The sequence below is a fragment of the Natronosalvus halobius genome (genome assembly GCF_024138145.1).
GTDB lineage: Archaea > Halobacteriota > Halobacteria > Halobacteriales > Natrialbaceae > Natronosalvus > Natronosalvus halobius.
This window is the reverse complement of sequence record NZ_CP099997.1, coordinates 2,307,948-2,328,939: the sequence shown is the minus strand read 5'-3', so window position 1 is coordinate 2,328,939 and position 20,992 is coordinate 2,307,948. Positions and strand designations below refer to the sequence as shown.

At 64.0% G+C, this 20,992-nt stretch carries 20 protein-coding genes and 2 tRNA genes; 8 read left to right on the top strand and 14 right to left on the bottom strand.

Going from position 1 to position 20,992, the window contains the following annotated elements; translation table 11 throughout:
• Positions 1 to 105: 105 nt before the first annotated feature.
• Positions 106 to 178 (bottom strand) — tRNA-Asn (locus tag NGM15_RS11450).
• 310 nt (positions 179 to 488) lie between these two features.
• Between NGM15_RS11450 and cca the strand changes: the two genes are divergently transcribed.
• Complete coding sequence (cca, locus tag NGM15_RS11445; RefSeq protein WP_253430934.1) at positions 489 to 1,952, top strand: CCA tRNA nucleotidyltransferase; 1,464 nt, start codon at positions 489 to 491, stop codon at positions 1,950 to 1,952.
• A gap of 46 nt (positions 1,953 to 1,998) precedes the next feature.
• Here the strand turns inward: cca and NGM15_RS11440 are convergent, their stop codons facing one another.
• The 4 genes from NGM15_RS11440 to NGM15_RS11425 all read right to left on the bottom strand — a co-directional run bounded on the left by NGM15_RS11440 (position 1,999) and on the right by NGM15_RS11425 (position 5,776).
• Entirely contained in the window at positions 1,999 to 2,652 is a 654-nt protein-coding gene (locus NGM15_RS11440; protein ID WP_253430931.1) for a DUF6517 family protein, read from the bottom strand.
• A 107-nt stretch (positions 2,653 to 2,759) separates the two neighbouring features.
• A complete protein-coding gene (locus tag NGM15_RS11435; RefSeq protein WP_253430928.1) occupies positions 2,760 to 3,773 on the bottom strand; it encodes a histone deacetylase family protein in 1,014 nt (337 codons plus the stop codon).
• Between the two features lie 4 nt (positions 3,774 to 3,777).
• Positions 3,778 to 4,209, bottom strand: coding sequence for a histone (locus tag NGM15_RS11430; protein ID WP_253430926.1), 432 nt, complete (start codon positions 4,207 to 4,209; stop codon positions 3,778 to 3,780).
• Between the two features lie 61 nt (positions 4,210 to 4,270).
• A complete protein-coding gene (locus tag NGM15_RS11425) occupies positions 4,271 to 5,776 on the bottom strand; it encodes a single-stranded DNA binding protein (RefSeq protein WP_253430923.1) in 1,506 nt (501 codons plus the stop codon).
• Positions 5,777 to 6,069: 293 nt separating this feature from the next.
• Here NGM15_RS11425 and NGM15_RS11420 point away from each other — a divergent pair.
• Positions 6,070 to 6,142, top strand: a tRNA-Arg gene (locus NGM15_RS11420).
• A gap of 335 nt (positions 6,143 to 6,477) precedes the next feature.
• Here NGM15_RS11420 and NGM15_RS11415 read toward each other — a convergent pair.
• Positions 6,478 to 7,977 (bottom strand): hypothetical protein, encoded by a 1,500-nt coding sequence (locus NGM15_RS11415; RefSeq protein WP_253430920.1) that lies wholly within the window; start codon positions 7,975 to 7,977, stop codon positions 6,478 to 6,480.
• A gap of 341 nt (positions 7,978 to 8,318) precedes the next feature.
• Between NGM15_RS11415 and NGM15_RS11410 the strand changes: the two genes are divergently transcribed.
• Positions 8,319 to 8,789 carry a carotenoid biosynthesis protein gene (locus NGM15_RS11410; RefSeq protein WP_253430917.1) on the top strand — a complete coding sequence of 157 codons (471 nt, stop codon included), beginning with the start codon at positions 8,319 to 8,321 and terminating at the stop codon, positions 8,787 to 8,789.
• Positions 8,790 to 8,817: 28 nt separating this feature from the next.
• Here NGM15_RS11410 and thrC read toward each other — a convergent pair whose 3' ends face one another.
• Entirely contained in the window at positions 8,818 to 10,101 is a 1,284-nt protein-coding gene (thrC, locus tag NGM15_RS11405) for a threonine synthase (protein WP_253430913.1), read from the bottom strand.
• A gap of 130 nt (positions 10,102 to 10,231) precedes the next feature.
• A complete protein-coding gene (locus NGM15_RS11400) occupies positions 10,232 to 10,468 on the bottom strand; it encodes a DUF8001 family protein (RefSeq protein ID WP_253430910.1) in 237 nt (78 codons plus the stop codon).
• A 142-nt stretch (positions 10,469 to 10,610) separates the two neighbouring features.
• Here NGM15_RS11400 and NGM15_RS11395 point away from each other — a divergent pair, with 142 nt between their 5' ends.
• Together NGM15_RS11395 and NGM15_RS11390 are read left to right on the top strand one after the other, a co-directional pair.
• Positions 10,611 to 11,108 (top strand): DUF6789 family protein, encoded by a 498-nt coding sequence (locus NGM15_RS11395; RefSeq protein WP_253430907.1) that lies wholly within the window; start codon positions 10,611 to 10,613, stop codon positions 11,106 to 11,108.
• Between the two features lie 78 nt (positions 11,109 to 11,186).
• Complete coding sequence (locus NGM15_RS11390; protein ID WP_253430904.1) at positions 11,187 to 11,519, top strand: DUF7126 family protein; 333 nt, start codon at positions 11,187 to 11,189, stop codon at positions 11,517 to 11,519.
• Between the two features lie 454 nt (positions 11,520 to 11,973).
• Here NGM15_RS11390 and NGM15_RS11385 read toward each other — a convergent pair whose 3' ends face one another.
• Positions 11,974 to 12,684 carry a 5-formyltetrahydrofolate cyclo-ligase gene (locus NGM15_RS11385; protein ID WP_253430901.1) on the bottom strand — a complete coding sequence of 237 codons (711 nt, stop codon included), beginning with the start codon at positions 12,682 to 12,684 and terminating at the stop codon, positions 11,974 to 11,976.
• 241 nt (positions 12,685 to 12,925) lie between these two features.
• Here NGM15_RS11385 and NGM15_RS11380 point away from each other — a divergent pair, with 241 nt between their 5' ends.
• Entirely contained in the window at positions 12,926 to 13,195 is a 270-nt protein-coding gene (locus NGM15_RS11380) for a thioredoxin family protein (protein ID WP_253430898.1), read from the top strand.
• 179 nt (positions 13,196 to 13,374) lie between these two features.
• Here the strand turns inward: NGM15_RS11380 and npdG are convergent, their stop codons facing one another.
• The 3 genes from npdG to NGM15_RS11365 form a co-directional block, all read right to left on the bottom strand.
• Positions 13,375 to 14,049, bottom strand: coding sequence for an NADPH-dependent F420 reductase (npdG, locus tag NGM15_RS11375; protein ID WP_253430895.1), 675 nt, complete (start codon positions 14,047 to 14,049; stop codon positions 13,375 to 13,377).
• Between the two features lie 122 nt (positions 14,050 to 14,171).
• On the bottom strand, positions 14,172 to 14,459 hold the full coding sequence (locus NGM15_RS11370; protein ID WP_253430892.1) for a hypothetical protein: 288 nt from the start codon (positions 14,457 to 14,459) through the stop codon (positions 14,172 to 14,174).
• A gap of 176 nt (positions 14,460 to 14,635) precedes the next feature.
• On the bottom strand, positions 14,636 to 16,234 hold the full coding sequence (locus NGM15_RS11365; RefSeq protein ID WP_253430889.1) for a midas domain-containing protein: 1,599 nt from the start codon (positions 16,232 to 16,234) through the stop codon (positions 14,636 to 14,638).
• Positions 16,235 to 16,482: 248 nt separating this feature from the next.
• Here NGM15_RS11365 and tgtA point away from each other — a divergent pair, with 248 nt between their 5' ends.
• Both tgtA and NGM15_RS11355 read left to right on the top strand, forming a co-directional pair.
• On the top strand, positions 16,483 to 17,970 hold the full coding sequence (tgtA, locus tag NGM15_RS11360) for a tRNA guanosine(15) transglycosylase TgtA (protein ID WP_253430887.1): 1,488 nt from the start codon (positions 16,483 to 16,485) through the stop codon (positions 17,968 to 17,970).
• Positions 17,971 to 18,054: 84 nt separating this feature from the next.
• On the top strand, positions 18,055 to 18,636 hold the full coding sequence (locus tag NGM15_RS11355) for a 2Fe-2S iron-sulfur cluster-binding protein (protein WP_253430884.1): 582 nt from the start codon (positions 18,055 to 18,057) through the stop codon (positions 18,634 to 18,636).
• Between the two features lie 233 nt (positions 18,637 to 18,869).
• Here the strand turns inward: NGM15_RS11355 and NGM15_RS11350 are convergent, their stop codons facing one another.
• The gene (locus NGM15_RS11350; RefSeq protein ID WP_253430882.1) at positions 18,870 to 19,307 is read right to left on the bottom strand and encodes an SPW repeat protein; all 438 of its coding nucleotides are present in this window, start codon (positions 19,305 to 19,307) and stop codon (positions 18,870 to 18,872) included.
• A gap of 429 nt (positions 19,308 to 19,736) precedes the next feature.
• Positions 19,737 to 20,966, bottom strand: coding sequence for a DHH family phosphoesterase (locus NGM15_RS11345; RefSeq protein WP_253430879.1), 1,230 nt, complete (start codon positions 20,964 to 20,966; stop codon positions 19,737 to 19,739).
• Positions 20,967 to 20,992 lie beyond the last annotated feature (26 nt).

Genomic DNA, 20,992 nt, shown 5'->3' with positions numbered 1-20,992 from the left:
CTCGGGAACGGTGTTGTGGTAGTCGTTTTCGAAGTGCCGTCGCGTCTTCAAACCTCGGCGTGAGTGCTCCGCGAGCGTGAGTTCGAGTGTGAGTGCGAGAGAAGGCGCCGAAGCCAGGACTCGAACCTGGGACCGCCTCGTTAACAGCGAGGTGCTCTACCAACTGAGCTACTTCGGCTTAGGGCATCTGCTGGTTGTCGGGTTGATTTGATAGGGCTTTCGCTTTTCGCCGGGTCGTGCTCCGGGTTCACAGTCCACGTCGGGCAGGCGTTCACGTACGCTTTCACTTCCGCCGTTGTGCTCGTCTTCGCCTCTGCCCTCACCCTCACCTTTTCAGTCGGTCTCGCCTCTGCCTCCGCCCTCACCTTTGCTCTCGACCCCGCGCCTCTTCTCGCCCCGCCTCGCCCCACCCTCGCTTTCGCTGTCCCTCCCCGAGGACGCGTCGTCGTTCGATACCCTTTCGGCCGTCGCTCGTGTACGTCCCCCGTATGAGCGACGACACGGGGGAGGGCGAACCCGAACGCGGAACCGGAGGGGCGCCCGAGGCCGCGGACGCGGGGAACGCTGCACTCGAGGCCGTCACCGAGCGCGTCCTGGAGCGAATCAGCCCCGACGACGACGAACGAGCCACCATGCGCGCGGTCGCCGAGGAACTCATTGCCCGGGCGACCGCCGCGGCTACCGACCGCTGTCCGGACGCCGATGTCGTCCAGGTCGGATCCACGGCGCGCGACACCTGGATTGGCGGCGACCGCGACATCGACGTGTTCGTCCGCTTTCCACCGGCGCTCGACCGCGAGACCCTCGAGACCTACGGGCTCGATGTCGGTCACGAGACGCTTCCGGAGGGCCACGAGGAGTACGCCGAACACCCCTACGTCACGGGCGAGTACGACGGATTCGACGTGGACGTCGTCCCCTGTTTTCGACTCGAGGAGGCCACCGACATCCGCTCGGCGGTCGACCGGACGCCCTTTCACAACCGGTATCTCGAGGCCCGACTCGACGACGAGACTGCCGATGACGTTCGTCTCGCCAAGCAGTTCCTCAAAGCGATCGGTGCGTACGGGTCGAACCTCCGGACGGAGGGATTCAGCGGCTACCTGACCGAGTTGCTCGTCGTCGAGTACGGTGGCTTTCGGCCCCTGCTCGAGGCAGTGGCCGACTGGCACCCGCCCGTCGAACTCGATCCCGAAGACCACGGGCGGGCGCGCGAGACGTCGTCTCGCAACGGAGCGGACGCCACCTTCCCGTTCGACGACCCGCTCGTCGTCATCGATCCGACCGATCCCGAACGCAACGTGGCCGCGGTGTGTTCGGCGGCGAATGTCGCCCGATTCCAGCACTACGCGCGCGAGTTGCTCGAGTCGCCCCGAATCGATCTATTCGAGCCGGACGAAACGGTGCCACTCGAAACCGACGAACTCGCGGCCCACATCGACCGACGCGAGACGACGCCCGTCGCGATCCGATTCGATGCGCCGAACCTCGTCGACGATCAGCTCTATCCGCAACTCCAGAAGTCCCTCGACGGCGTTGTGAGCGGTCTCGAGCGTCGCGAGTTCGACGTCCTCAGAGCCGAGGCGTTCGCCGACGCGAGCGCCGTTCTCCTCGTCGAACTGACCGTCGCCGAGCGCCCAGCCGTCGAGCGCCACGAGGGGCCGCCTGTTCACGTCAGGAGCCACGCGGAGGGGTTCCACGACGCCTACGCGGACGACGAGGCGGTGTACGGCCCGTTCATCGACGGCGACCGGTACGTCGTCGAACGCGACCGGGAGTTCACCGACGCCGTTTCGTTCCTCGAGAGCGACCGACTGCTGGACGTCGGACTCGGCGCCCACGTCGAGACGGCACTCGAGGGCGAGTACGAAGTGCTGGTCGGACCCGACGTGAGCGCGCTGCTCGAGGAGTTCGGGGCAGGGTTACGGACGTATTTCGAACCGACGCCGTGATCGAATCAGTGCCGTTTCAGTCGGCGTCGTCTCAGCTAGCGCCGTCTCACTCGGCCTCGCCTGCGTCCTCGATGACGCCCTCGACGAGCGAGAACACGTTTGCCTCCTCTCGCCCCTGGGTCTGTTCCGGGTAGACGCCGATCGCCACGAGGTGGTCCTCGCTGGTCTGGATCGCTTCGGTGACGTGGATGAACACGTCGAGGTCGACGCCGTCGAAGTTCGCGCTCGCGCTGAACCGTGACATCGTCGCCTCCTGTCCGAGCACCGACACCGACTCGTCGGCTTCATGGGTGACGTCACCGAACCCGTCGTAGTTGTTCTTGACGAGTTCCACGACCTCCTCCGTCGACATCTCCTCGATCGGGTTGAGTTCCTGTCCGAGAACGTCGACCTGCGGCGTCGTTAATACGTTGAAGACGGCCGCACGTAGACTCCCGAGCGGGCCGAGGTCGACGCTCTTGTCGTACTCCGTCAGGTAGTTCGTCACGGTCACCGTTTCGCTGTAGAGGAGCAGGTCGACGTCCTCGTCGACGCCGATCGGTTCGGTCCTGCTCTCCTGGTAGCCGGTTTCTTCGAGTACCGACTGGTCGACACCGGCCGGTGCCGATTCGTGTTCGGCAAGTCCCAGTACACCCAGACACCCCGAGAGACTCGCGAGACCGACGACACCGGTCCCCGCGAGGACGTCTCTGCGATTCATCGTGTGCTATCTGGCGAGTCAGTTCTAATGAGTGTGTTGGCTTCTATCTGGTCACTCGATTGGTACGATCTGGCCCTCCTCGGTGAATTGATTCGTTTCCGGTGGCGCTACTCGAGATCGAGACCGTGTGCCTCGCGTACCTCCTCGAGCACCGCGGCGACGTCGTCGCTCACCGGATCGTCCGGCCCGAGCGGGTCGCGCCCGTCGAACGTCTCGTGAACCAGCGCGACGCTATCGGCGAGCACCTCCAGGCCGTAGCCTCCCTCCAGGACGAACGCGAGCGCTGCGTCGACGTCTTCGGTCAGCGTCCGGAGCCGATCGGTCATCAGCGCGTACGCTTCAGTCGACAGGCGAACGCGCGAAATAGGGTCGTGGCGGTGGGCGTCGAACCCGGCGCTCGTGAGGACGAGTCCAGGATCGTACTCCTCGAGAACCGGGGCGATGACGCCGTCGAGCGCCTCGAGGTAGTCGCCGTCGTGGGCGCCGGCAGGCATCGGGACGTTCATGGTCGTCCCCTCGCCGGCGTCGGCCCCGATCTCGTCGATGTCGCCCGTCCCGGGATACAGCCCCTTCTCGTGGAGCGAAACGAAGAACACGTCGTCGCGCTCGTAGAACAGGTCCTGGGTTCCGTTGCCGTGGTGGACGTCCCAGTCGATGATCGCGACGCGGTCGACGTCGTACTCGTCGATGGCGTACTGGGCCGCGACCGCGACGTTGTTGACGAAACAGAACCCCATCGCGTCGTCGTAGACGGCGTGGTGACCTGGTGGCCGACCCAACGAGAACGGCGTCTCCCGACCGTCGTCGCCCTCGAGGGCGCGTTCGGCCGCCCAGCACGCGAGGCCGGCGCTGGTCCGGACCGCGTCCCACGTCTCTTCGACGGCACTCGTGTCCGGGTCCCAGTTGCCGCCGCCGTCGGCACAGAACTCGCGAACTTCCTCGAGATACGAGCAGTCGTGAGTGGCGGCGATGGTGTCTATGGAGAGCGGATCGACGTCGACGTACTCCACGCCGTGTTTTCGCTTCAGTCCCTCCCGAATCGCCCGAAGACGGTCTGGCGTCTCCGGGTGGCGCGGGCCAGGGTCGTGTTCGAGGCAGGTGGAGCTATACCCAAAGCGCATGTGATTACTGGAAGAGCGCGAAGTACGTCTCGATGTCGTCGGCCGTGATCGTCCGGCGGTCGGCGTGATGGGCGAGTGTCGCCGACGCACGGGCGACGTTGTCGGCGTAGTCCTCGAGAATGTCCGCGAGCGCGATGCGGGCGTCCATGGAGACGCGATAGTGTTCGTCGATGTCGATGCGCGCGATCCGGTCGACCGGGGCGACCGGCAACTCGAGGTCGTCCTTGTCGACGACGGTTTCGACCTCGAAGTCCTCGGCCATCAGCGTCTTCCGGCCGTCCGCGGTCGCTCGTTCGGCCGCGTCGATCGCTAGCCGGGCGCCGTGGGCCTGAATCTCCCTGGCCAGTTCCTCCGCCGCACCGGCGCTCACCCGAAGGTCCCCCGCGTTCCGTCGAATTATCGTGTCCACCGGAGCGAACGGAAGTTCGACGTTCATACACAGATAGCCGAAGTTGACCTTCTTAACGCTTTTCGTACAGGCTACGGGGCGTGCCCGCTCAGAAGACCTCGTCGGCCTCGAGTCGCCCGTCGTTGACCTGTCCGCGAGCCGTTATTTCTTCCCCGAGACCGACGTCGACGGTCGTCTCGACGCTCATCGTCGTCTCGCCGTCGTCGAGGACGACCGGATCGCCGGCCTGGACGACGACGCCGGTGAATTCGATCTGTTGGCCGTCTTCGGGGTCGTTGGCGTCTTCGGGGTCGTTGGCGTCGTTGGCACCGCTGGCATTGGCGGTATCGGCAGCACCGTCTGTATCGTTTGTATCGCCTGTTTCACCTGTATCACCATCTCTGCCGTCTTCGGCCGCGTTCGCCCCGCCGGCATCGCCGTTCGCGAACGCTGAAAGCCCGGTCGACTCGCTCCCACCGTCGCTCGAATCGGCGCTGGCACCACCGCCATCGCCCTCGCCGAGCACCGTCACAGTCGAGCGCCACCCGGCGGAGGCCTCGAGGTCGTCCTGCCAGCCGTCCTTGATCTCCACGTCCGCCAGCGCAACCTCGTCGCCGGGACCGACGTCGACATCGGCCTTCTCACTCCACATGGCGACGCGAATGTCGCCCGTCGCGTCCTGGACGCGGATGTTTCGAACCTGCCCCTCCGAGCCGTCGTCCCTGTCGAACGTCCGCTTCGGGTCCGCCGAGCGGACGACGCCCGCGATGTCGACCGTATCCCCGATTTCGAGGGATTCGATCGGCGTGCTCTCGGGGACGTACTCGACGTCCACGTCGACTTCCTCGACGGCGCCGCGGTTGCCGACGTGGAGTTCGAGCGAGCCGTCGCGGTCGCGCACGTAGCCGTCGACGACCTCGACGGTGTCGCCGGGGGCGAACTCGTTGGCGAGATCGGCTCGCTCGTCCCAGAGGGTGACCCGGACGCGTCCGGTCGAGTCGCCGAGCGTGAGGTTGGCCACTTTTCCCTCCGAGCCGTCGTCCCGGTCGAACGTTCGGACGGTGTCGGTGTCCAGGACGACGCCGACGAGGTTCACGTCCGAGAGGCCGAGCGAGAGCGCCTCGACGGTGTAGGTGTCGGAGATCTGGACGTCGATTTCGGTGTCGTCGTCCTGCTCGACGTCGTCGACGCTCACTTCGACGCCGCTGAACCCCTCCTTCGGGCGGCCCTTGATCTTCAGCACCTGCCCCTCCTCGAGTTCGTCGACGGCCGCCTGGGCGTGTTCGTCCCAGAACGCAGCCCGGACGCTCCCGGTCTCGTCGGCGACTTCGACGTTGACGACGCGCCCGTCCTCGTCCTCGCCGTCGCGTTCGAACGTGCGGATGTCGCCGATTTTCACGACCTTGGCGGTGAACTTCGCCTCCTCCATCCCCGGTTCGATGTCCGCGACGCCGGTGACCTCGCTCTCGCCGAGTTCGTGTGCGATGAGCATCGCCGCCGTTTCCTCGTCGGCGAGTCCACCCATCTGCTCGACTTTGGCCTCGACGGCCTCCTGGAACTCCTCGAGGGAGACGTCGGCCTCGAGGTCTTCGTAGATACCCTCGATCTCGCTCATTCTATGCTCGTGCATGGGTAGCCCGCGCATAAGCATTGTCCATTTGCGGTCGTCGCCGGATTCGGTCGTTCATACCGGGATCTGCCGCGGTATGGTATTTAAATCGTCGGCCGCCGTCAGTCGGTGCCGAACGTGCGCTGGTGCTCGAGGTGGCGTCGGGAAAACCGCCTCGAGTTCGCGTCCCGAGAAAGCGTCTCGAGAGCTGTGCGTTACGGTCACGTCCCACAGAATCGGCAGCGACACCGCCTCCCTTTCGAAAGGGCTTTAACCGACTCCGGGTTACGAAGAGATGAGTCCTGGTAGGGTAGTGGACTATCCTCTTGGCTTGCGGAGCCAGGGACCGGAGTTCAAATCTCCGTCAGGACGTTTCTGTCGACACCAACCCGCGAGCGGAGCGAGCGGCTGGTGTCGACGAAACTCACACACGGAGATTTGAGCAGACGAGTCGCAGCCCGGGAAGCGAACGAAGTGAGCGACCCGGACCGTCTCGGCGCGTTCAAATCTCCGTCAGGACGCTCACTTCTGGCGAGTACTTCGCGTTGCTCAGCGCTCGCTGCGGGTTCGGTCCTGACGTGCCTTCCGCTCGCTTCGCTCGCGAAAGACTCCGTCAGAACGCTCTTAGATGTGACTCTCGAGCGAAAGACCCCATCACTCTCTACGAGCGCTCCAAAAAACGCAGGCCGAAAGCGGTCCAACTGTCGTTACCGTTTGTCTTTCACGCCGCCGGGGAAGTCGTTGTTCTGAAGCGAGACGTTACTCGAACCGTCCAGGATGAGCAGAGAGACGCGATCTCCGTAGGACTCGCTGTAACTGTCTTCGATCACCACGTCGTTGGAGCCGTTGACGACGACCGGGATGTGATCGGTCCGGAACTCACTCTCGGTGATCTGGTAGTTGTCACCGCGGAGCTCGAGTCCGCCACGGTCGTCGCCAGGCTGATCGATCGAGAGGTTGTGGAACCGGCAGTTACTCCGCTCGCAGAAGACCGTGTGCCGGAGCGGCGAACCGCTCGCGTCGCCGGTAATCGCCACGTCTCGAAGGGTGACTACGTCTTCGTCGTCGCCGAGGAGGCGGAAGGCGTAGCCACTGCCGTCAATGTCGATATCCACGTTCTCTGCGGACATCGGACCCCCACCGGAATCGAGCCGTATTCCCGAATTCTCTCGATTCCCGATCGAGATGCTGGTGTTCGCGATCGATGTCGAGTTGACGCCGTCCATGATTCTGATCGCGTCGCCGTTGGGCTTGGGCATCCTGATCTCGACGCCGTCGATCTCGAAGGTTCCCCCCTTGTCGACTCGAATCGGGTGTTGCCCGGCTGCATACGATGGATTATCGTCGACGACGATGACCGCGTCGTTGATGGACGCTCGCGCCCCGGCGAGCCGGATCGACGCCGTGGCGCTGTTCTCGAAGTATCCGCCCTGGATGTCGAGTGCGCCGTTCTCAGTGGACTCGTACAGTCCGGTTCCGGGGAAGCCCCCGAGCGTACAGTCCCGAAGGACGAGCGACCCGTGATGGTTGTTGACGTGGATCCCGGTGGGTCCGCGCCACATGTTTCCGCTGTTGGGCGTCTCGTCGACGTGGATCCCCCCGCCGTACGCACGGAAACACTCGACGAGCCCCGTCCCACTGGGCTCGAGGACGTTGAATAGTCCGGGACCCCACGTGCCGCTGTCGTGCAGGCCGTAAATACCGATTCTGCCGACGTAAAGTCCGTCTTCGACCTCCGCGTTGATCACGCGGATGCCCGTGTCTTTGGCACGCTGGTCGACGGTAAATTTCTCGAAGTGCAGGTCACGTCCGGGGTTTTTCGCGGTCCCGAATCGAAACAGCCGATACTGCGGGCCCTGGAAATTGTGGTAGTTCGCCGGTACCAGCGTCGCCTTGTCACCGACGAGTCCGACGTTCTCGAAGCTAGTGAACCGGACCTGCTCGTCCATGTAGTAACGCCCCTCGGGGAACTTCAGCAGCGTGTCGTCGTCGACGAGCCGCTGTATAACGGGTGTCACCGATTCGTCCCCGGTGTTGTCCGCCCCCTCCTCCGTGACGTCGATAACCGTCCGGTACTGGTCCTCGAGTGTATCGTCAGACGCGGACGTCACCCCCGAAAGAGCGAGCGCAGAACCGGCGCCGACGAGACAGCCTTTCAGATACGATCTCCGACCGAATCGAGCCGACTGTGGTTCGTTGGAACTCACGGAAGGCCCTGAGAACAGTGACTATTTGGCTATAGGCTCTGTAACGTTTCACGCTTGGATTTCAGGAATAAAACAATGGAGTTGCAATTTTTCGAACCAAAAATGCTCCCCCAGAAACGACATTCACGCACGCGAGGCAGTCGATAGGTTACTCGCCAGCTAACTCCTTTCAGACCAGTGCATTCGTCGATCGGCCGCTCGAACGGACGCTAAGTATGTGAACTGGGTTAGTTAACCCGGATTGATCGCAGTTCGTGGGTTTCTCTCAGCGGAATCGTGCGCCCTCACTCGGTCCGGTCTGAACGGAGCACATATTTGTCATGACGTGAAACGAACGGCGTATGCCAGGTAGTCGTCAGTTCGCTTTCACGACGGTACTCGTCGGCGTCATTGCCCTCATGCACGCGGCGTTTACGTGGCCAACGCACGTGACGATCGCGTTCTTTGTCGGTGGCGCGCTGATTGCGTTCGTCGCGGAAGCGCTCGTCATCGGCCTCGGCTGGCTCGAGCACCACGTCGGCCCGAAGGTCGCGGGCGTGCCGCTCTACGTACTGTTCGGCTGGACCGGCGTGATTTACGTCGCGCTTCGGCTCGCGTTTCTCGCGGTCGACGGCTGGAGTGCTGTCGTCCTCGCGGCCGCGCTCGCGACCGGGTACGATCTGTTAGTCGACCATCAGGGCGTCGAGGAAGGGTACTGGACCTACACCGACAGTCTCCCCGGACCCCGTCGCCGCCGAGTTCCGTGGTGGAATTTTCTGGGGTGGTTCGTCATCAGCGGACTGACGGCGGCGATCGGCGTCTCGTTGCTCTAGTTCGGCCTCCCTGTCGCCGAGTAGTGAGTCAGGACTCGAGAACCTCGAGAACGCCCGCCGTATCGGCGGGCACCGGTTCCGGATCGCGGCCAGCCGCGGCGGCCGCGTCGGGGTCCTTGAGCAAGTGTCCGGTGGTGAGGCAGGCGACGCGTTCGTCTGCGGCGACAACGCCCTGTGCTCGAAGTTTTCGAAGGCCAGCGACTGACGCGGCGGATGCGGGTTCGACACCGATCCCTTCCTCGGCCAGGTCGCGCTGGGCCGCAGTGATCGCCTCGTCACTGACAGCGACAGCGGTCCCGCCGGTCTCCCTGATCCCGGGCAGTGCTTTCGGCGCGTTCACGGGATTGCCGATCCGGATCGCCGTCGCGCGCGTCTCGACTTCGTCCCAGCGGCGCACCGCGTCCGCGTCGTTCTCGATCGCTTCGACCATCGGTGCGGCCCCCTCGGCCTGCACGCCCGTCAGCTTCGGTACGTCCTCGACCGCGAGTTCGCCCGCCTGGACCAGCTCGCGGAAGACCTTGTACAGCGCCGCGGTGTTCCCCGCGTTGCCGACGGGGAGGACGATCCGGTCGGGCCAGGTGCCGTAGTCGGCCCGGAACCCCTCGAGAATCTCGAGGCCGATCGTCTTCTGTCCCTCGAGGCGGAACGGGTTCAGGGAGTTGAGGAGGTAGGTTTCGCCACGGCTGGCCAGTTCCTGGACGATGTCGAGACACCGATCGAAGTTGCCGTCGACCTCGAGGATGCGCGCCCCGTGAAGGCTGGCCTGGGCGATCTTGCCGGCGGCGACCTTGCCCGCGGGGAGGAGGACGAGCGTTTCCATGCCGCCGCGAGAACCGTACGCCGCGAGCGCGGCGCTGGTGTTGCCCGTGGAGGCGCACGCGAGGCGGTCGGCGCCGAGTTCGCGAGCGACGGCGACGCCGACGGTCATTCCCCGATCTTTGAAACTTCCGGTCGGGTTCATCCCCTCGTGTTTGATCCGAAGGGTCTCGACGCCGATGTCGGCCTCGAGCCGGGGGACCTGGTAGAGCGGCGTGTCGCCCTCCTGGATCGTGACGCTCGAGTCGAGCGGGAGCGATTCAGCGTACCGCCAGACCCCGGTTCCCGAGAAGTCCTCGAACGTAGGGAGTTCGTCGGAGCGAACCTCGAGCAGTCCGTCGCAGGCGTCACAGGTGTAGCGGATGGCCTCGAACGGAGCGAACGTCTCGCCGCAGGCGACGCACTCGAGCCAGGTACCGTCGACCGCGGTTTCGGGCGGTGACTCCCAGTCGGCCGTGAGAGAGAGGGTGTGGGAAGGATCGTGGCTATCGGTCATTATCCGGCGGGAGGGAGCCAACGGGGAAAAGTGGGCGGGTTGCTGCGGATGCTGCCGTCGAGGACTATCGGGTCACTGGTCACGACGCCGGTGGCCATCAGGACGCCGGTGGCCATCACGACGTCGGCGCTCAAGAAAAGTCGTCGATGACGTCGTGAACGCCCGCGGTCCAGGTGTCGAGCGTCTCATGCCGGTGAAGGCGGGTCGGCGTATCGCAGTAGTACGTACCGTCGACGACGCGAAGCGTGATGTCGTGGCTCTCGCCGAGTGCCCGGGTCGCGATCACGACTCGGCGTCCGTTTCGAAGCGCCTCGAGAATCGTTTCAGGCGGGTGCTCGCCGGCCGCGATCCGCAACGGCGTCGTCATTCGTTGTCCGTTCGAGGACCACGGGAAAAACGGTTTCTCTCCGTCACCCCCGTCCGTTCCCTTCGCCACGCACGCGCGGTCGTGTATGGACGAGTCCACACCGGGATAGACGTAGTTCCTTGAGGACTGTACGATCTCTCGTATGGCATCAGGTACCACTTCACAGACGGCCGTCACGAATCGAACATCGATCCAGCCCTGGCAAGCCGGGGTCGTCGGCGGGCTACTCGGATCCATCGTCTTCGGCGCGCTCATGATGACCATGATCCCGGACCTCGTCCTCGAGGTCGCGATTCCGAATATGTACGGCATCGAGGCCACGCCCGCGAACTCTGCGGAACTCGCTGGCTGGGTGATCCACCTCTCACACGGCGCCGTTATTGGCGTCGTCTTCGCCGGGGTGGTCCACCGCGGACCGATCGCTACCTGGACGAACTCGGGCGTCAAGACCGCGCTGATCGGACTGCTGTACGGCGTCGTCGTGTGGGCCGTCCTGGCGGTCCTCGTCATGCCGATTTGGCTCGAGGCGGTCGGCTTTCCGGGCGCTCCCCCGCTTCCGAACGTCAACGAACTCAGCCTCGTCGGTCACGCCGTTTACGGCCTCGTCCTCGGCACGGTCTACGCCCTGATCCAGCCCTGATTGGGCCAGCGGCTTCTTCGCTCGATTTCGTACCGCTTCGACACACACAAACCCCCGGGGCTCGTCGCCTCAGCCACGATGAACGCGATTGTCACTGCGCCCGACGAGGACGGTATCGCCGACGCGCTCGAGGCCGTTGGCGCCGACGTGAAACGGCTCGAGGGGCCCCTGACCCGGCCGGTTCTCGAGGAAGCAGGCATCGTCGACGCTGAATTGTACGTCCTGACTGACGTCGGCGAGTCGACGACGATTCCGATCGTCTGTGATCTCACCGACGACGTTCGGACGGTCGTCTACGACCGAAATACGGTTCCAGAGTTCGTACGCGGCCAGCTCGACCTCGCGGTCGACCCGGCGCTGATCGATCCCGACGTGCTCGCGAGCGAACTCGTCCGGGAGCCGTCGTCGTGACCACTCGTCGCTAGTCCTCGCGGGATTGGCACATTTTGCCTGCAACTGGAATAAATTCGTCGCAATCGATCGTGTGGGTTTCGAATACTCCGTCAATGAACTTTCTAACCTTTGAATTCGGCCGATTAAATCCGGGTAAAGTGTGGTAGAATCCGACCGAATTGAGTGGACTGACACCGCCGTTGAAGTAACTACCACTCGTTGTCGATGATGGAGGTCGACGGGCGAATCCCACCACAAGAGGCACCCCAAGCCTTAGTCGATCCCGTGACTTCCAGCAACCCACCACAGCACCCTTCCCCACCATTGCCGCGCCGCGTTCGCGGACGGAGGCCTGCACCTCCTCCGGCCGGTTCGTGGCTGTCGACGACGGAGGCTCTGCACCGGCCTCTTTCGTCCCTGCAATTTTCCACCCTCGAGCCCGTTCTTTAGCCATCGATATCGAGCCCGTTCTTTAGCCATCGATGTCCTCCCGAAGCGCCCGCAATATCGGAATCTCGTCGAGTCGATCGTCCGCGAGCGCATTCCAGTCGATACCCGCCGGTCTGTCGGCCGATTCCGGGCGGACAATGCGCTCCGGTGTGACGATCAGGTCTAGCGGGACGTCGTGGGCGTCCGGCTCGAAACTCGCGATCAGTTGTCGTTCGTGGACGGTCGTCGCGACGACTGTCTCATCGTCGACCAGGTCGAGTTCGCGAAGGATGGCGTACTCGAGGTCACTGTAGCCCTCGCCTTTGCCGATCCGGGTTCCCGTTTCGGCGACGGCGACGCTTCCAGAGACGATCAGATCGATTTCGGGGACGGCTTCGGGTCGAACCGCGGTGCCGTGTGTCGACGATCCGGAGACCGTCGTCGCCGCGTCGTAGTCCTGGAGCGTCTCTGGATCGAGTTCCAGGAAGCACCGCTCGTCTCGAAGGCGCGGTGCCGCCATGTAGACCGTCTTTCCGTCGCGAAGCGCTCGCCGCCGGACGGGTAGCTGTGGTGCATCCGGATTGGCCTTGATCGTCTCTGCGGCCCGCCACTCCGGTTGGTCGGCCAGCACCGTCGCGGCCTCACTTGCTCCCTCGAAATTCGGAATGCGGCCGTGCGGCGGGTAGGGAAAGCGGGCCACCCCCGAGGACTCGAGGTCGTCCCAGATTCGTTCGCGGATCGCGTCTTTCTCCATACGAGTCGTACGTCTCACCGTCCCTATGGTGATTACGACCGAACGCCGCCGTCGCTCGCCGCAGATTCTGGTGGTCTTCGATGATTTCCGCAGGACCCCGAACTCGATCGACCGCTCCGTCACTGCGGCCGCTCGTATGGGCCGCTTACACTTCTCAATTCAGCTAACACCGCGACTTCCGGCAAGCATACACAGGTGGGAAACCCTTATGCGCGGCGGGCGGAAAGATTCGATGAACGGCATGACTGTTACGCTCAAGGACTTCTACGCGGACTGGTGTGGCCCCTGTAAGACCCAGGATCCGATCCTCGAGGAACTCGAGGACGACTGGGACGGCCGATTCGAAGTAGAGAAGGTCAACGTCGACGAAGAACAGGACGTCGCGAACGAGTATCAGGTTCGCTCGTTGCCGACGCTCATCATCGAGAACGACGACGGCGTGGTCGAACGCTTCGTCGGCGTTACCCAGCGCGAGGACATCGAGGACGCCCTCGAATCGGCCGGTGCGTAAGGGCCGCGACCGAACGCAGACCCGACGATCGTTTCGCATTCCTTCTCGAGGCTCGAGGCCGATCCATCGATGCTCTGCGTTCGCGCCCGTGAGAGGGAGTGTCGTCGACAATCAGTGTCGTGACGCCGTCGTATCTTCCTCCCGTTGCGGGGTGACGGCGTGCTCGTTCTGCAGGCTGGTCAGTGAAATTGAACGCCGACGTCGCGCATGTCGTCGTTGTACCGGGCGACGTTGATCACCAGCGGCGTCACGCTCTCGACCTCGGGTGCGTTGGCAATGGGGCCGGCGTCGAGCGCCCGGAGACCGTCGATTTCCGTCGCCAGCCGCCGCACCGTCTCTTTCGCCGAGTCGTCGTCGCCGACGACGAGGGTATCGACGTCCAGGTCGGCCTCGAGGTTCGACAACTTCGCGGCGGCGAGGTTGTGGAACGCGCCGACGACCGGCACGTCGTCGGGGGCCCGCTGGGCGACGAGCGCCGTGACGCTCCCGGTTCCAGGCGGGTGGTAGTGCAGGCCGTCTTCGTCGCCTTTCATCCCAACCGCGGGGCTGACCAGGATCGAATCCGCGTCGAGTTTTTCGGCGACTGCCTCGACCGTGTCGCCGACGTGGTACGGCGGCACCGCGAGCACGACGACGTCCGCACGGTCGGCCGCCATCTCGTTGGCGAAGCCCTTGACCGTGGGCTCCCCGCCGCGGGACTGGGATTCGATCGCCTGGACGTACGTGTCGGCGGCGTCTCGAGCCTTCTCCGGGTCGCGAGAACCGATCAGAATCTCGTGGTCGGTGTCCCGAGCAAAGCGCAGCGCCAGTCCTTCGCCGATGTCGCCGGTCCCACCGAGGAGTGCGATTCGCATACCCAATTCTGGGGCCGGCAAGGTGATTAAACGCTAGGTGTTCGGCCGGCGCTGCCGGTTTCGGCGCGCGTTCACTAGAGAGCGAAAAAGGGTCGAATGCGGCCTGGCCGTCCATCGCCAGTTCAGGGCGCGTCGCCGTCTCCTGGATTCATCGCCGATCCGAGCCCGCCGTCGTAGGCGTCGCGATTCTCGATTTCGCGAATCCGCTGCTCGATTCGGGTTTCCAGGGCTTCCCGAGGCGATGCGTGACCCTCGAGGTCGACGTTCAGGTCCGCCTCCTGGAGTTCCGAATCGTCGAGGTCCTCTAGCTTTCGTCGCGCGTCTTCGAGGACGGTAACCGCCTCGTTGGTCTCGAGGTCGGTCGCGCGCTCGAGGGCTGCCTCGATTTCGTCGAGGGAGTGATCGGCCATACGGTCGCTACGAGCTGGGGCGGTATCAAGGTCGGGCCGTCTGGTTTCGGCTGGGTGCGGAGGCGATCGGCGGTCTGGATGAGTGCTGCGCGTCGAATGCTGTTGCTCGTCGGCATTGGGGCGTGCGAAAAAATCGAAACGTCACGTGTGGACTGAGTCCACTACGTCGTGGCTTCTCAGCCGAGGAACGGTAGTTGACGCTGATCGGTTTCGGTGTCGTTGGTGTCGTTCTCGGTTTCGGTGTCGTCTGTGTCGTCAGTGTCGTTTCCGGCCTCGGTGTCGTCGGTGTCAGTACCGGTGTCCGTCTCGTTGGCACCGTCCTCACCGAGTGCCTCCTCGAGTTCGCTCGTGTCGCCGAGCGTGACCGTTTCGGCGGTGGAGTTCTCGACGGTTACCTCGCTCGCGGAGACGAACTCGATCGTTTCACCGGTGTCGTCCATCTCGTCGTCGGTGCCGATGTCGGTCTCGTTATCTTCGTCGTCCGTACCGACGTCCGTCTCGTTGTCCTCGCTATCGTCGGTCCCAACGTCGGTTTCGTTGTCGTCATCGTCGTCGGTTCCGATGTCCGTCTCGGTCTCGTTGTCGTCCTCGGTGTCGACGCCGTCTTCGTCGCTACTTTCGAGCGACTGGATGGTCATCGATTCGAAGGTGAGTTCCTCGATTTCAAAGATTTCGATGGTGAGTTCCTCGATTTCCTGGGTGTTTTGCTCGTCCGTTTCGTTGTCTTCATCGTCTGTACCGACGTCAGTATCCGTTTCGTTGTCTCCGTCCTCGGTGCCGACGTCAGTCTCGTTGTCTCCGTCCTCGGTGCCGACGTCAGTCTCGTTGTCTTCGTCGTCCATGCCGACGTCAGTCTCGTTGTCGTCCTCATCGTCGGTCCCAACGTCGGTGTCCGTCTCGTTGTCGTCGTCACCGTCTAACAGCCCCTCGAAGAAGCCGCCGATCTGCTCGAGGACGCCCTCTTCGTCTTCCTCGACGGTGAGCTCCTCGATGGTGAGCTGTTCGACGTTCATCTCCTCGATGGTGACGTTCTGGACGACGAGTTCGTCGGTATCTTCCTCGATGACGTTCTCTCCAGTGGTTTCGTTGTCTCCGTCCTCGGTGCCGATGTCGGTCTCGTTATCTTCGTCGTCCATACCGACGTCAGTCTCGTTGTCTTCGCCATCGTCGGTTCCGACATCGGTTTCGTTGTCGTCGTCCATCTCGCTATCATCGTCGGTGTCAACACTGTCGTCGTCGGTATCGACACCGTCGTCCATCTCTTCTTCCTCGAAGCTAAGATCACTCATCGAGACGTTCTCGAGTTCGAGCGACTCGATCTCGATATCCGAGATGGTAATCTCCTGGGAGTCCGTTCCGAGGTCGTCGCCGTCGTCCGCGTCGGTGCCGACGTCGGTCTCGTTGTCTTCGTCGTCCATACCGACATCGGTGTCGTTCTCGGTATCAGTCCCCGTATCGGTGTCGTTCGCCCCCGATTCGTCCGTCTCGTCCGTCTCGTTGTCCTCCTCGAGTGCCTGCTCGAGTTCTTCGTCTTCGACGTTCAGGCTCTCGACGTTCAACTCTTCAATCGTCACGTTCTCGAGGGTAACGTTCTCGAGTTCCAGGGTCCCAACCTGGACGTTCTTGATCGATGCGCTCGTGTCTCCTGCTGTCGCGTCATCGCTCGCACTCGTCGTCCCTGTTGTCGCCGCTGCCAGAGCAGGGCCGCCGCCGATCGCGACGGCGACCAGGGCGGTGACGAGGATGACGGTTAGTTTCTGTGCTCGTGAAACCATGCGATTCGACCGACGGCGACGGTGAGAGTAAAACAAAGAGACTGTTACGGGCTTTCTTCGCACGAAACCAGCGCTGTACTCTCAAAACGGTTGATAATGGCGTTTTACTGATACTACCGTCCTCGATCGGCTTCGCTGGGGCCCAGTGGGGACACGTAGGTATTGGCACATCGCTTGCATACGCTGACCACCCGGACTCAGCGCTTCAGAACGGAACGTTTACCGGCGCGCTCGTCAACACTCGGTCGATGCGCGAGTGCTTCGAAATCCGGGCAACGGACGCCGGCGGTCGCCTCGGCGAGTTGACGGTCCCGCGGGCCAACACTACGGTCGAGACACCGGCGTTGCTCCCCGTCATCAACCCCCACCTGGACACCGTCGAGCCGGGCCGCCTGGACGAGGACTTCGGCGCGGAGATCCTGATCACCAACGCCTACATCATCCACAATAGCCAGGATGTCCGCGAGCGGGCGCTCGAGGACGGGCTCCACGACCTCCTGGATTTCGACGGCGCGGTCATGACCGACTCGGGCTCGTTCCAGCTGTCCGAATACGGCGACATCTCCGTCACGACCGAGGAGATCCTCGAGTTCCAGCGCGCGATCGGCTCGGACATCGGGACGCCCGTGGACATTCCGACCCCGCCGGACGTCTCCCATGAACGCGCCGAGACGGAACTCGAGACCACCCAGGAACGCCTCGAGGCCGCCGAAGCCGTCGACACCGGCGAGATGCTCGTCAACGCGCCCGTCCAGGGCTCGACCTACCCCGACCTGCGCGAACGGGCGGGTCGACACGCCGACGGAACCGACCTCGACGTGTTTCCGGTGGGTGCGGTCGTCCCGCTGATGAACGACTACCGCTACGACGACATGGTCGACGTCGTGGCCGCCGCCAAGCGGGGGCTGGGCGCCGACGCGCCGGTCCACCTCTTCGGGGCGGGCCACCCCATGATGTTCGCCCTCGCGGCCGCCATCGGCTGCGACCTCTTCGACTCCGCCGCCTACGCTCTCTACGCCCGCGACGACCGCTACCTCACCGTCCGGGGGACGCGCCACCTCGATGACCTTACGCACCTCCCCTGTCCCTGTCCAATCTGCACCAGCCACGATCCCGACAGCCTTGCCGCCCTGGACGACGACGCCCGCGAGACCGCCCTCGCCGAACACAACCTCCACGTCAGTTTCGCCGAGATCCGGCGGATCAAGGATGCGATCCGTGCCGGCCGCCTCCTCGAACTGGTCGAACAACGCGCCCGGTCGCACCCGACGATGCTCGACGGCTACCGCGCCCTCCTGGATCACGCCGAGCAACTCGAGCGGACCGACCCCATCTCGAAGGGGACGTTCTTCTACACCTCTCACGAGAGCGCCCGCCGACCCGAAGTGCTCCGCCACCACCGCCGCCTCGAGCGCCTTTCCGTACCCGACGCTGTCTTCCTCACCGAGGGCGACGCCTCGAACGAGGACCGATACGACGCCTCCTGGCGCGTTTTGCCTCCCTTCGGCCCCTTCCCGCGGGCACTCTCGCGAACGTACCCCCTCGCGGCCGAGGTGCCCGACCGCCGGGACCGGGCGGCCCTCGAGGCGGCGGCCGTGGGGATCGCCCGCTTGGTCGATGCCAACCCCGGCAGCGAGTTCACGCTGGGCCACCGCCACTGGCCGGCGAGCGTCCTCGAGTCGGTGCCCGAGAACGTGCGGTGTCTCGACCTGACGACCGATCACTCGCCACGCTGATGCCGTCGGTGTCCAGACCGCCCTCGAAACGCCGTTCGAGGAAAGAGCAACACACATAAATCACTGCACCCAAATCCCACGCATATGGACTATAGCCAGATGGGGCTCATCATCGGGCTCACCCTGACCCTCGGGGCGACCGTGCTTCACTTCGCCCGCGGGACCCCGTGGCGCCCGACCGAGGACATCTCCCAGGACGTCCTCGAACACCGTGCGAAGAGCGTCCCCGAGACGGACTTCCCGGAACCGATGAACCGGGCCATCGGCGGCGGTGGCGCCGTCGCGGCCGTCGGTGGCGGGGAAGCAGGCGGCGAACTCGAGGGCGGTGAGGGCGAGAGCGAGGCCGCCTCGGGCCCGGGGGACATCCCCGAGGACGAAATCGAGTACTACGAGGTCGAGTGGGTCAAGGAAGGCGAAACGATCGAGGTCGCGAACAACGAACCGCTGCTCGACCAGGGCGAAGACCAGGGCTGGGACCTGCCCTACGCCTGCCGCGAGGGCAGTTGCGTCTCCTGTTCGGCCAAGATTTCCGGTGATGCGAACGAACTCATCGAACACGACAACCAGCAGATGCTCGACGAGAACGAGATGGGTGAGGGGTACGTCCTTACGTGCGTCGGCTACCCACGCGGAGAGTTCTCGATCGAGACGAACGAAGCGCCGTAGTCGGTTCGACTCTCGCTTCCCGACTCGTTTCGTGGCCGCTATTCTTTCACTCGTCGCGTAACTTCGACGCGTTCATCGAGCGAACGAGTTGACTCGAGAAATGCTATAGAAACTATCGTATTCCTTGTACTCCTCCTGCGGTCTCAACTGGCTTCCTGGACGTATCGATGTACGAAACGCCCGCTCGTGGCCGGGCTTACTACACGATCACCGAAAGCGGAAGGCCGACCGTCTCAGGCGCGAGCGCGAGTGCGATCGGGCGCGTCGGCCTTGTTGTTGGCGTACGCGTTGTACGCCGAGAGGAGGGCCACGAGCGCCCCGGAGATGGCGGTGCCGGTCGCTAGTTGGTCACTCCCCATCTCGATGAACGAGGGCGCGATCAACAACCACAGGCCGAGCAGGACGGTCAGCGATGCGGCGCCGACGCTCGCCAGTCGATCCCTCGAAAGGCGGTAGAAGTTGTACCCAGCGAGCAGGAAAACCGCCGTTCCGATGAGTGTGTCGTTCCAGATCGCTGTGTCCGTCGCTTCGAAGATGAACGGCGACGCGACGACGTACAGGCCGATTAGTGCGACCAGGGCGCTCAGCCACTGCATGACGTCCGTGTTTATAGTATTTCGCGCAGACTCGCGGCGACCGCTCGATTCGGTGTCAGTCGGTGTATTGCTCATGATGAACTCCATCCAGACCTGTAGCCCGGTTAAGAATAACGGCAGCGCTTGCACCCGTCGGGACGACGAAAACCTGTAGCCGTAACCCCGAGTTACCACGGTTTTACACGCAGCAAGCCGCCCGACGACGGCCGACGTTTTTCCTCTTTACCGCGCGTTCATCGTTGATTGGAGGGTTAGTGCGCGTCGCTGCGCGTCGCTGCGCGACGAACTCACTTCGATTCGTTTGGATCGTTGTGCGTCTCCGGATCGAGCTCCGGAGCGACGACCTCGCCGTCTCCGGGTTGTTCCGCCAGGTCGTTCCGCGAGGGAAGAGAATTGGCGACCGAAGAGGATTCCGCATATTCAGTCACGAACTCGTGAACGGAACGACAAACGGCGGACAGCCGTACACGTGGGGACGCAGGGAGCGTATCACCCCGCTCTGATTCACTCCTCGAGTTCGTCGTCATCCGCGGTCTCCGCACTCGAACTCTCGACAACGTCCTCGAACGCCTCCAGGATGACCTGTTTCGTGACCGCGCCGCGGGTCGTCCAGTGGTGGGCGTAGTCGAGCATGTCGTCGTAGATGTCGGGCTTACAGCCCGCGGCTTTCGGGTGGCCGCCGCCGTTGACCCGTCCCGCGACCTCGTGGCAGCGGTCGAATTCGTCGGTGCCGCGAATCGAGGCCGACCCGGCGGGTTTGACGACGACGGAGGCGTCGGCGCCCTCTTCGCGCATGGCCTCGGCGACCTCGTTCTGGGAACAGCGGCCGTAGGTGACGCCGACGGTGTAGCCACCGACGTCGTGAAACTTCGCGCGGCCGACTGCCTGCTCGATCAGGGCCTCCTTCTCGACGCGGCGCTCGGTGATGAACTCGCGCACCCACGCGGGGAAGTCGACGCCGTACTCCCGGACGACTTCGACGTACTCAGCGGGGTTCGTCCAGTAGGCGTAGTCGGCCAGGTCGTCGCTTCGCGGGTCCTCGCGGAGCCAGAGGTCGTGATCGCGGGTGACGGCCGCGAGGGTTTCGTACTTCCGATCGAAGTCGTAGGCGAGCGACCGGAGGGTCACGTCGGCGGTGCACTCCTCCTCGGAGTCACCGACGACGAGGTCGACGCCCGCGTCCCTGACCGCTTCAGCGACGGCATCGTCCCACTGGTGGTGGTCGTACCACGAGACGTCGCCGGCGACCTCGAGCAGCGCCGCGAGTTCGTCCTCGACGTACTCGTAACGATCCGGGCAGAGATCACAGACGAAACAGTCGATTCCCGGTTCGGCGTAGGCGGCGACCCGCTCGAGAGCCTCCTCGACGTTGTGAGGGCTCGCGGGGAGCAGGGCGACGCGGTGGGGGGTCGGTTCGAGTTCATCGAGGGGGTCGGTGACGGCATCTGCGTCACCGTCATCAACCCCGTCACCTTCTTCCTCGTCCCGGTCGTCCGTCGACGGCTCCGGAACCACCTGCACGTCGTCGTACGCCTCGCGAATCATGGCCACGCAGGCCAGTCCGTCGGCGTCCGGGTCCGCGACGACGGCGACCTCGGCGCCCTCGAGGGCGGCCCGCGCTTGCTGCTCTTCGAGGTCGTCCTCGACGTCGTCGGGCAGGAAGAAGCCGGTGCCCGGGAGTACAGATTTGCGAGCCAGTGGAAGATCGGAACTCGAGATGAGATCGGCGTCCATACCCATCCTGTGGGGTCCGGAGGGAA